Source organism: Clostridium sp. (assembly GCF_047718555.1).
Lineage (GTDB): Bacteria > Bacillota > Clostridia > Clostridiales > Clostridiaceae > Clostridium_I.
In genome coordinates this window covers 1-11704 of the sequence record NZ_JBDNRK010000088.1, presented here as the reverse complement: position 1 = coordinate 11704, position 11704 = coordinate 1, and the positions used below count along the sequence as shown (strand labels likewise).

Genomic DNA, 11704 nt, shown 5'->3' with positions numbered 1-11704 from the left:
ATCGCTTTCGCTGTGTGCGTGGGAGACTTACGCCAAGTTAGTCAGGTTAAATTAAGCAAAACTTAGATTTTCTTTCGCAGTGAAGGCACTCATAATTGAAAATATTACATCCTGCTTTAGAGCATTATTTTAAAGCTACTCCCATTAATAAGTTAAACTATCTGCATAATCAAGAACTTCATCTAGTATTGCCATAGCTTCTTTAATTTCCTGCTCTTTTATTATAAGCGGAGGTGCAACTAATATACAACTCTCATGAGAATAAGTTGAAAAACCCTTCTCTTTTAACATTCCAACAAGCTTTGACATTACCTTTTCTGGATCCTTTCCATAAGGCACCATTGGCTCTCTTGTTCCCTTATTTCTAACAAGTTCTACTGCTGAGAACAATCCTATATATCTTACATCCCCTACGGAAGCATGTTTTGCTTTCAATTTTTCAAGTTCTGCTCCAAGTACTTTACCCATCTCTCTTGAATTTTCAATAAGCTTTTCTTCTCTGTATACGTCAATAGTAGCGCAGCCAGCAGCACAGCCAATAGGATGAGCACTATAAGTTAAACCACACATAAGCACATTGTCATCAAAATGTTTTGCAATTTCCTTACTTACAATAACACCACCTAGAGGAACATATCCGCAGGTTATGCCCTTTGCAAAAGTAATAATGTCAGGTTTTACATTCCAATTGTTACAAGCAAACCATTCACCAGTCCTGCCAAAACCGGCCATAACTTCATCACAAATCATAATTATGTTAAACTCATCACACAATGCTCTAACCCCTGCAAGGTATCCCTTTGGAGGTATTATGACTCCATTACTTCCTGTTACAGTTTCCAATACTATTGCAGCTACAGTGTCAGCACCTTCATAAGTAATCTGCTCTCTAAGCTTATTTACATAATACTTTGATGCCTCTTCCTCACTTTTAAATTCTATCTTTTCTTGATATACATAAGGATCGAAGAATTTTACGAATCCAGGTATTCCAGGTTCACAGGTATATCTTCTAGGTTCACCTGTAAGATTTGCTGCACCAAAGGTTGAACCATGATAAGAACGATAACGTGAGAATATTTTATATTTGCCAGTAACCATTCTAGCCATCTTTATTGCATTTTCATTAGAATCTGCTCCTCCTAAGGTAAAGAATACTTTTCCCATATTATCCGGTGCAATTTCTATTACATTTTTAGCAAGTTCTGATCTTACATCTATAGCATTGCCAGGTCCTGTGAAAGCAAGCTTTGCTGCTTGGTCTTGTATAGCTTCTATTACTTTTTTGTTACCATATCCTATATTTAAATTTACAAGCTGTGAAGACATATCATAATATTTTTTACCCTCTTCGTCCCAGAAATAAATTCCCTCTGCCTTTGTAATTACCATAGGATTTAATTTACCCTGAGCACTCCAGGAATGTAAATTGTATTTTTTATCATATTCTTTTATTTCATCTACTGTCAATGCAGCCTTTTCTTTATTTATTGTCTCTTCCATAATAATAAAGCCCCCTAAATGTTTATATTAATTGATTTATATATTTACAAACTATACTAATTTCATATTTAATATATAAAAATAAAAAACTAACTATTTACTAATTGATTGATTTTTAACATACCCTAGTAAATACTCTTATAAATATCTATAAGATCTTCCAAACTAGCTTTTCTCGGATTAACTAACGCACTTCCACTTTTAATAGCATCCTTGGCAAGAGTTTCTATCATCTCTTCCTTAACTCCTACATCTCTTAACTTTACTGGAAGTCCAGTTTCTGCGTATAGTTCCTTTACTGCCTTTACAGCAAGATTACTTGCTTCCCTTATGGATAATCCTGATGTATTCTCTCCCATGGTTTCTGCAATATCTTTAAATTTTTCAGCACAGGCTGCTCTATTATATTCCATAACCCTTGGAAGAAGTATGGCATTTGCAAGTCCATGTGGTACTCCAAAATATGCACCAAGTGGTCTTGACATTGCATGTACTAGTGCCACAGAAGCATTACTAAAAGCAAGTCCTGCCTGCATTTGTGCAAAAAGCATATTATTTCTTGCATCCATATTTTCTCCATTTTGTACAGCCTTTGCTAGATTTTCACTTATAAGCTTTATAGCAGAAAGCGCTTGTACACCAGTAGCTGGCTGAGCCTTTTTTGATATGTAAGCTTCTATAGCATGTGTTAATGCATCCATTCCCGTAGCAGCAGTAACATCTGGAGGTACCATCAATGTCAATTCTCCATCTAAAATTGCAACTTTTGGTATTAGTGTCTCTCCACCTATTAACATTTTAACCTTTCGTCTTGTATCAGTTATAACTATAAACTTACTCACTTCACTTCCTGTTCCTGCTGTAGTTGGAACTGCTACAACCGGTACTCCAGGAACTTCCGGCTGCTTTTTCTCATAATCCACAATACTTCCACTATTAGTGAGCATAATGCTTATTCCCTTTGCTGCATCAAGAGGACTTCCTCCTCCTAAAGCTACAATTACATCTATCTTTTCCTCTTTGGCAATTGAAGTTCCAAGTTCTACTGTATCCACGCTTGGATCAGACTCAACTTTATCAAAAATTACATATTGAAGATTTTCCATTTTTAAACTATCTATAACTTTGTCCAATGCTCCAGTTTTTTTAGATGAACTCTTTCCTGTAACAATCATTATCTTCTTGCCATATTTTTTAGTTTCTTCACCTATTTGTTTTACTGTGCCTTGTCCATATATTATTTTACCTGGTGATTGAAAAACTGAACTTATCATCATTGTTGCCTCCCAATTGAATTTATTGTCATTTCATCAATTTATTTTTAGTAAATTTGATAAATTAACAATTATCATGTAAGTAATTTATCATATTTGAATTAATTTTTATATGTCCACCATGTACAAATATATATGAGTTTATTTGTTTATTGATATCTATTATTTTTTAAGCATCTAAATATATTTTAAAAATTTTCCTATCTTTAAAGCTTCATTAAAATCAAATAGAGTGTTTATATCTCTAAGATTACACTCTAAAATTTCTTCCATTCTGCTCATTCTGTACTTCATAGTATTTCTATGGATAAAAAGCTTTTCAGCTGCTTTGCCAAGATTAGCACCTTCAGATAGATAAGCTTCTAATGTCTTAACCAGATTTGTCTCATTTTTTGAATCATAATCAATTAATTTACCTAGGGTTTCATAGTAAATTTCTTTCATTTCACTCTGTCTATTTCCATCAAAGAATATTCTATATATACCAAGCTTTCTGTACTCTCTTAAACTACTTTTTTCCCCGCATATTTTTATAATTTTTAATGCCTTTTGTGCTTGATTAACACTCTTCCTAAAATCCTTCAATTCGCTCCATTTATTGCCTATTCCTATGCTTACAGTTAAATTTTTTAATTTTTCCTGAACACTTTTTATAATATCCTGTCCAATAGCTGCAGTTCCATCATATTTATATCTTACTTCCCTTATAGGCATCATTAAAATAATGGCATCACCCTGTATTACATAAAGTACTTTTCTATTCCATTTGTTCATAACGGACAATATAATTTGTTCTATATTTTGTTTGATTTCTATAATGGTATCTTCCTCATTTATCTTTCTTTGTTTAATAAAATTTTTAAAATTATCTATATCTACAACCAATGCACAATAAATCTTATTGGGATTATATCCATATGCAGAGGCTCTATTTAAAATCTCATCTGTAAAAAGTGAATCCCCCATAATAATTTCTTTCATGAAACTATGCATGGATTCATGTTCTACCTTATTCATAAAAATTGCTCTTGATATACTTTGGGTTACATCTATTAACTTAACTTCAAAGGGCAGTTCAAATATGGGGAAGTCAAATTTGTCGGCCAATTCTTTTACTTCTCTAGGTGTTTCTTTTATATAAGGTCCCGTATTTATAACAAGTCCCGAAAGATTTCTGTCTATTAAGTCATTTACAAATTTCAACAAAATGTCCACATCATTTTTTATAACTACCCCTGTTATAAAAAGTAATTCTCCCCCTTTTACCCATTCAGATACCTGGGGACTTTCTACCACATGAATCCACCTTATAACTTTATTAATTCCGCCCTTTCCAGCTACCAATGTCATTTTCTCAAGATAAGGTAATTTTAAAATACTCTCACAAGTAATAAGCAAAACTTTATATCTCCTCTCTCTTAATTAATCAAAAATGTACAATTCCTAATTTACACTTACATATACTGTTATTATATATGATTATTGTGACATACTCCAATACTTAAGCTACGCTTAGAGGTAGGGGCTTCTTGGGATGTACCAACTAACGCCAGTATAATTACCAAACTAACCTCATTTGCCCAACGGTTTTTTGTGTGATTTATGCACTTTTATTTTTCTCGTATGCTCTTATTCCTCCATTTCTACTTAGGAAATATTCTTTCCATAAATGTCTTTTCAATTCCTAAATTTCTTTTTTACAAGTCTACTGCTAGCACTTTTATAAAATGTCATAAAGCATTATAAAGGAAAATTATCGGATAAATTTAGAAATTTACCTAGTATTTTGTGGAATTTTATAGTAATATAGTTTTAATTGGTCATAATTTAGTCACATTATTGTAATTTTGTGGCTAAAAATTATCCTGGATTTTGTAATATTAACTGTAATCCTTTATCATCTGTGTATTACTTAAATATTTATCTATTAATCATTCATAAATAAATCTTACTTAGTAGTGGTCTCTATACCCATCACTGAGCTTAGATAAATTATCAAAAAATAACCTTAAACTAAAAATTATACTTTATATGAAGGGAAGAGATATATGCTAGAAGTATCAAAATTAAGTAAAAACTATGGTAAAACCCAAGCAGTAAAAAATGTGAATTTTACAGTAAATGCTGGCGAAATAGCAGTACTTGCAGGCCCTAATGGAGCTGGTAAATCTACTATAATCAAATCTATAGCAGGCCTATTAAAATATGAGGGTACAATAGAAATTTGCGGTTACCCTAATAAAAGTATTAAAGGTAAAAGTTATTTAGGTTATATACCTGAAATGCCTTCCATGTTTCCTCTTCTAACTATCAAAGAACACATGACTCTTATGGCCCACGCTTTTAATATTAAAGAATATGAAGTAAGAGCAGAGCAGCTCCTAAAATTATTTGATTTATGGGACAAGAAAGATAAATATGGCAGTGAATTGTCTAAGGGAATGCAGCAAAAAGCAAGTATTTGCTGTGCACTAATTACAGAACCAAAAGTACTATTAGTGGACGAGCCTATGATAGGCCTTGATCCAAAAGCCATAAGAAATATGAAGCAGCTTTTGCTGGAACTAAAAAATAAAGGTGTTTCCATAGTTTTAAGTACTCATCTTCTGGATTCCGTTCAGGAACTTTGGGATAGAATACTTATCATGAAAAATGGTGAATTTGTATTATCTAAGGCCAGGCATGAATTTGACAATGAATTTAAATCTTTGGAAGACATATTCTTCGAATTTACGGAGGAATAACATATGAAAGCTCTAATTTATCTACTAAGAACCAGTATAATCAATTATTTTAAAAGAATTAAAGAAAAGCCGCAAAAAGCTATAGGTATGATTTTCCCAATACTTTGGGTTGCAATTATGCTTCTGCCTAGAAAAATTCTTCTAATAGCGATATTCCCTTGAATGCCTCCGTAAGCATATTTGTAATTTTAATCCTGATAACCTTCTTTTATTCCCTCTATAGCGGCACAAAAAAGGTTAAATCTAGATTCAATATGAGTGATGTAAATTTGATATTTGTATCACCTATAAAGCCACAAACAGTAATGCTTTATGGCATAGTGAAGAAAATAGCCCTGGAGTTTTTCACATCAATTTATGTATTATTTCAGATTTCAAATTTTATGAATAATTTAAATATAAATGCAGCTACAAAAATACTGTTTTCCATAACCTACATTATTTTTCAGCTTATTTTCTGCAATGTTTTAAAATTATTTGTTTTTGCACTATGCAGTAAATATAAAAAGCTTGGCAGTATAATACGTAATTTTATAAAATCAATTATTGTAATAGCTATTGGTTCAATAATTATATTAATAGTAAAAAATGGCTTTGAAAATTTCCTTGTAAATTTCTTTGTAAAGTCTGCGGATACCCTAACCTATACTGCATTTTTTAAGTACATACCAGTATTCGGATGGATGAGAGAAATAGCTCTTCAAACTCTTACTGGAGTTAAATTCTCCTATTTTATATATATAATCTTAATTTTACTTTTAACTGCACTTTTAATCTATATAACCTACGCTATAAAACTGGATTTTTATGAAGACATGCTAAGCTCTGCAGAAATTAATGAAAGAATGAAAAATATAAAAAGCGGTAAAAAATCTTACAATACCGATAAAAAAGGCTTTATATTAAAACCTTTTAAAAATGTAAGTCTAAACTTAAAAAAAATATATGGATCTAAAGTTCTATTATTTAAACACATAAATGAATATTCAAAGAGAAGTTTAATCTTCTTTATAAATACCTATTCAGTAATACTGCTATTGATTTCAATACTTTTAGGCATTTTTGCAAAGGGTATAGATATAAAGATTATACTTATTGTAGTTTCAGGAATTCTGTTTTTTAGTTCCGGACTTGGTGGAAAAATATATACTGAAATAAGCTATTATTTTATATTTATCTTGCCAGATAGTCCACAGAAAAAACTATTTTACGGCATAGCTTCCTCTCTTATAAAACTATTTTCTGATGCTGTAATTTTATTTCTTCCCTTTGGAATTTTAAGCAGAAAATCACCCTTTGAAATACTACTTTGCATACTATGCTATGTTACTTTTGGAGGCATGCTTTCCTACAGCGGACTTTTATCCTTTAGAATTGCACATGCTTTAGGCTTTACAGGTCAGGTATCAAAAAGTGTGATATTTATGTTGTTTCAGCTGCTTCTGGCTGTTCCAGCTGCAATGATAGTGCTTATAATTGCATTTTTATTTAAAGACTTTAACAGCTACGCCCTTTATTTTGCACTGTTAATATACAGTATAGGTACAGGAGCCTTGATATCTTTAGGTTGTGTAGGTATATTCAATCATATGGAATTAGAATAAAAAGAGCTGAATTTATTATCAATACATAATTCAAAAAAATATTCAAAAATAGGAAAATGGATATATTATACATATATAATATATCCATCCTTTATATCATTTGTGGATAAATTGTTTGGATCTATTATTCCCTTCAAAGTAATATTCTGATAAATAGTGAAGAACCAATTATATTAACCATGCCTTTTTTAACAATTTAATGCCTTCATCAATTTGCGTTTCCTTCACACCACTAAATCCTAAAATAATTTTAGGAGGTAGACTATTTTCATACAAATTATAATGAATTGAAATTGGACAAACTTTTATATCTAGTTTGTGTGCACTTTGTATGAGTTCCTCCTCTGACATACCATTCTTAACACATAGTAATATATGCAATCCTGATTTAGAGCCAATAATTTCAACATTTTTTCCCATATAGTTATTAATCGCAGTAAGAAGCAATTTCTGCTTCTTACGATATAAAGTTCTCATTTTATTTAAATGACTTGACCAGTATCCATCTTTCATGAATTTATATAGCGTATATTGGTGAAATCGAGATACTGTTTGATTATATATTGTATAATGCTCATTATACCCTTGTAATAATCTCTGAGGTAAAACTAAGAAACTTAATCTAATTGAAGGAATTAGAGATTTTGAGAACGTTCCAGTATAAATAACTCTTTCCTTTGAATCTAAACCTTGTAGAGATGGTATTAGATTTCCTTTATATCTGAATTCACTATCAAAATCATCTTCGATAATATATCCATCTATCTCCTCAGCCCACTTTAAAAGTTCCATTCTGCGTGAAATTGACATAACCATTCCGTAAGGAAATTGGTGTGAAGGAGTGACATAGACAACTCTCGCTGCACTCTTCCTTAGTTGTTTGATATTTATACCTTCATCATCTAAAGAAATAGGATGTACTACAGCCCCTTGGTCTTTTAAGACAATTCTTGCTTTATAAAATCCAGGGTCCTCAATTGCATACTCATATTCTTTTCCAATCAATTTATACAGTAAGGAAAGTAGAAATTGTGTCCCAGCTCCAATAACTATCTGTTCAGGCAAACATTTAACTCCTCTTGATTGAAAAATATACATAGATATTTCTTTGCGTAAGCACTCTTCACCTTGTGGGTCACCATTTAAAAAGAGGTCACTTTGGTCAGCATCTAAAGTAAGAATTGACAACCTTTTCCACAAATAGTATGGGAAGTAATCCAAATCTATATTACCCAGGCTAAAATCGATTTTGTATTTAATTGAATCCTTTTGTTTGCTGTTTTTGTTAAGCTCAACAGCATTTTTGGTGGTTTCAAATAAGTCATGCTCTGTCATTGCAACAAATATACCTTTGCGCTGTTTGCTTTCCAAATATCCTTCTGCACATAATTGTTCATAAGCTGTTATAACCGTATTCTGACTAATACCAAGATGCTTTGCCAGATTTCTTTTCGATGGTAGTTTTTCTCCCACTTTAATTGTTCCAATTTGGATTTCATTTTTAATGTATTCATAAAGTTGAACATATAACGGTACATCTTTATTACTGTGCAAGTACGGCGTAATTTCTATCATTTTCCACTCGTCCAATCTGATACCATACATAATTAATAATCTGGCACTTTAAGTGGTATCAGAATAATACTAATATATAAATATAAAATATTCAAGTAGTCCTTATGAATATCAAATATATTATTATTCATTATCTAAACTTGTGTATTTAAGACGTTTTAGCTTTTAGATTACCTTTTCGTGGCTTATATCAAAGTACCTTATTAAAAAATCAAGAATGGATATAGTAGAAATATCACAAAAAACTTAGGATTTAGGAGAGATGTCAATGAATGAAGCTTCACCTCAAATATTAATTACTAAAGCCCAACCTGTCTCTTTGTGGCAGCTATTACTGATGTATTTGCGTATAGGTCTCACCGGGATTGGTCCATCCTTTTTCACGGAAACAAATAAACATTTAGTGAAAGACCGGCACTGGATTAGCGAAGAGGATTTTATTAACGGCCTAGCTTTGGCGCAGCTTTTGCCCGGAGCCACGTATGTCTCGCTAACTGTATACATCGGCTACAAGTTAAGGGGCATAGCCGGAGCTTTTACCAGCTTCTTCGCTTTCCTGCTGCCTCCCTTCGGTATCATGATGATGTTGTCATATATCTATTTTGCCTTCGGATCGCTACCGCAAATCAGCATTTTATTCAAAGGGGTAGCATTGATTGTGGCTGGTCTGTTGCCTTATGCCGTCATAGAAATAGGCAAGTCTACGGTGACTGATTGGCGTGGATGGATCATTGCCATTGGAGTTATTGGGGTGATGGTTTACTACTCGAATATTTTTATGCTACTATTCATAGCCATAGTCGCCGGTATTGTGCTGTATTACCGGCCGCTGAAACGCCAGAATATAACGACTAATTCTGGAGGAAACTTGCGGTCAGGTATCGGAGCAGTGAACATACCAATCAAACTCATGGTAATGCTTGTGGCTGGGCTTGCGAGCATAGTTTTTGCTGCTTCCTTCAAGCCGCTCTTATTACTGCTTGGTTCGGTGTTTTTCAAGATGGGGATGTTTCTTTTCGGCGGGGGAACTTCGATGATCCCTTTTATGCAACAGGAAGTGGTAACCCACTATCACTGGCTAACGATGGAAGAGTTCTTAGTTGGAATTGCCTTGGGGCAGGTTACACCGGGACCGTACCTTATCACGGCGACTTTTGTGGGCTATAAGGTAGCCGGTGTTAGTGGAGGCATGGTGGCTACACTATGCATTTTTCTACCTTCCCTGTTTTTAGTTATGGCTACCGCGGAAATCCACCAAAAAATCAAGCATAACCTTTGGGTAAGCGCAGCCATCAAAGGAATTGCTGCGGCCTTTACTGGGATGATGTTTGTAGTTGCGGTAGGAGTAGTGAGACATTCAGTGGGTGACATCCCTTCTGCCCTTATTGTCCTGTCAGTTTTCGCCACGCTGCTATTCGGCAAACTGGATACTATATGGGTTGTCACTGGAGGAACGGCAATTTACTTGCTAATGAATGCCTTGGCGAAATGGTTAACCTTATAATTTAATATCTCTAAAAAATAAATAATAATTGTTATAATAGTTAAGAGCGTAAAAAATCTGTGCAACCTCTACTATTAAAATAGAGGTTACACAGATTTTCCATAATTAGCTATGTTTTATTTTACACAAATCTACAATTCGAATATTTTGAATTATAATTATGTCTATTGTAAACCAGAAACTAACAGCAGCAAACTGGAGTATTGTTCATACACATCATAGCAGTACATCCGCATTCCATCATGCTCATCATACAATCACAACATTTTTGAATCATAGAACACATCATTTCATCACCACTAGTCCAAGTCATGCACATTCCGTCCATAGTCATTTCACATTTGCACATTCCCATCATCATGTTGCATTCCATCATTTTCATTCCATTCATCATCATACACATACTAGTCATTCCGCCGCTTAACATTGAGCAAAGATTCTGCATCATTGCAACTGCTGTTTCATCTTTTGACATGCACATCATTTTCATTCCATTTTCACATTTTTCCATTTTCATTTCCATACGTGGAATCATCATCATGTTCATTTGTGTCATTGGCATATCCATCATACCCATACCGTTATTCATCATCATTCCTTTGTTCATCATCATATTCATACCTTTACCCATCATTTTTGTTTCCATTTTTATACCCTCCTAAAATTTTTGAAATTTAATAATTGCTTGCCTCTAGTTTACTAGTTAACTCACATTTCTGGTTTATTAAATAAGCTTTGCCTCTGGTTTCTCCAGTAAGCTATACTTCTGGTTTGTCCAGTAAGTTGTGCCTCTAGTTTATCTAGTCAGCCCCCTGCCTCCAGTTTTCTGGTCAGCAGTGTTAATACAGTCCTATTTTAATAACAAAAAACTACAGCAGTATTTATAAAATATTTCATAAATATTACTGTAGTTTTATATTTAACATATTCAAATTTTTTATTTATCATTTTACATAAGCAACTGCACATCATATTCTCATTATTCATTATACAGCAACATAAACATGACATAATCATACAGCATGCAAAACACATAGTATTCATTAACTTATTCATAGCCATAGAAGGGAACATATCATTGATTTTTACATTTTCATTTAATAAATTTAGTTTTAATGATTTCATGTTTGCACCCTCCTCAACCGATATTTTCTCTCATTAATTGTATTTTATTCCATATTGGTATTAATGTCAAGTGTAAAATCAAATATTACATTACATTTATTTTTTTAATTGATAGAAGATGGTAATTATAGCTTTCAAAATCATCCTTGAAAATGTTTAAAAATCTATCTCCAATGTTCAAAGATACCTTGAGATTTTAAAATACTTAAATACTTAGTAATTCATTGACAAAATATTTTCTAAAAGCTATAATTGGTCAGTATTTATTGGGGTAGTCAACAGTTATTATATTCTTTAACTAAGAATAACTTAAAGTATTGAGTATTGAAGCAAGTTCTTAATTCAGGTGGGGATTCTTTTACCCCATCTGAATTT

The 11704-nt window shown here is 32.6% G+C and carries 10 protein-coding genes; 4 read left to right on the top strand and 6 right to left on the bottom strand.

Annotation, left to right across the window (positions count from 1 at the left end):
* Positions 1 to 144: 144 nt before the first annotated feature.
* From ABF633_RS19930 to ABF633_RS19920, 3 genes are all read right to left on the bottom strand, one after another.
* The gene (locus ABF633_RS19930) at positions 145 to 1503 is read right to left on the bottom strand and encodes an aminotransferase class III-fold pyridoxal phosphate-dependent enzyme (protein ID WP_415526329.1); all 1359 of its coding nucleotides are present in this window, start codon (positions 1501 to 1503) and stop codon (positions 145 to 147) included.
* Between the two features lie 125 nt (positions 1504 to 1628).
* Positions 1629 to 2777 carry an iron-containing alcohol dehydrogenase gene (locus ABF633_RS19925; RefSeq protein ID WP_415526327.1) on the bottom strand — a complete coding sequence of 383 codons (1149 nt, stop codon included), beginning with the start codon at positions 2775 to 2777 and terminating at the stop codon, positions 1629 to 1631.
* A gap of 177 nt (positions 2778 to 2954) precedes the next feature.
* On the bottom strand, positions 2955 to 4175 hold the full coding sequence (locus ABF633_RS19920; protein ID WP_415526325.1) for a PucR family transcriptional regulator: 1221 nt from the start codon (positions 4173 to 4175) through the stop codon (positions 2955 to 2957).
* Positions 4176 to 4825: 650 nt separating this feature from the next.
* Between ABF633_RS19920 and ABF633_RS19915 the strand changes: the two genes are divergently transcribed.
* The 3 genes from ABF633_RS19915 to ABF633_RS19905 are packed head-to-tail and all read left to right on the top strand — an operon-like array spanning position 4826 to position 7125.
* Positions 4826 to 5521, top strand: a complete 696-nt coding sequence (locus ABF633_RS19915; RefSeq protein ID WP_415526323.1) for an ABC transporter ATP-binding protein — start codon at positions 4826 to 4828, stop codon at positions 5519 to 5521.
* 3 nt (positions 5522 to 5524) lie between these two features.
* Entirely contained in the window at positions 5525 to 5683 is a 159-nt protein-coding gene (locus ABF633_RS19910; protein ID WP_415526321.1) for a putative ABC exporter domain-containing protein, read from the top strand.
* The gene (locus tag ABF633_RS19905; protein ID WP_415526319.1) at positions 5680 to 7125 is read left to right on the top strand and encodes a putative ABC exporter domain-containing protein; all 1446 of its coding nucleotides are present in this window, start codon (positions 5680 to 5682) and stop codon (positions 7123 to 7125) included. Before ABF633_RS19910 ends, ABF633_RS19905 begins: the two co-directional genes overlap by 4 nt.
* Before the next feature lie 168 nt (positions 7126 to 7293).
* On the opposite strand, the gene ABF633_RS19900 is transcribed toward ABF633_RS19905, so the two are convergent.
* On the bottom strand, positions 7294 to 8700 hold the full coding sequence (locus tag ABF633_RS19900; protein ID WP_415526317.1) for a PLP-dependent aminotransferase family protein: 1407 nt from the start codon (positions 8698 to 8700) through the stop codon (positions 7294 to 7296).
* Between the two features lie 268 nt (positions 8701 to 8968).
* Here ABF633_RS19900 and chrA point away from each other — a divergent pair, with 268 nt between their 5' ends.
* Positions 8969 to 10204: a chromate efflux transporter gene (gene chrA / locus ABF633_RS19895; RefSeq protein WP_415526315.1), complete on the top strand. Its 1236-nt coding sequence runs from the start codon at positions 8969 to 8971 to the stop codon at positions 10202 to 10204.
* Between the two features lie 181 nt (positions 10205 to 10385).
* On the opposite strand, the gene ABF633_RS19890 is transcribed toward chrA, so the two are convergent.
* Positions 10386 to 10850, bottom strand: coding sequence for a hypothetical protein (locus ABF633_RS19890; protein WP_415526313.1), 465 nt, complete (start codon positions 10848 to 10850; stop codon positions 10386 to 10388).
* A gap of 209 nt (positions 10851 to 11059) precedes the next feature.
* Positions 11060 to 11329, bottom strand: a complete 270-nt coding sequence (locus tag ABF633_RS19885) for a hypothetical protein (RefSeq protein WP_415526311.1) — start codon at positions 11327 to 11329, stop codon at positions 11060 to 11062.
* Between the last annotated feature and the right edge of the window lie 375 nt (positions 11330 to 11704).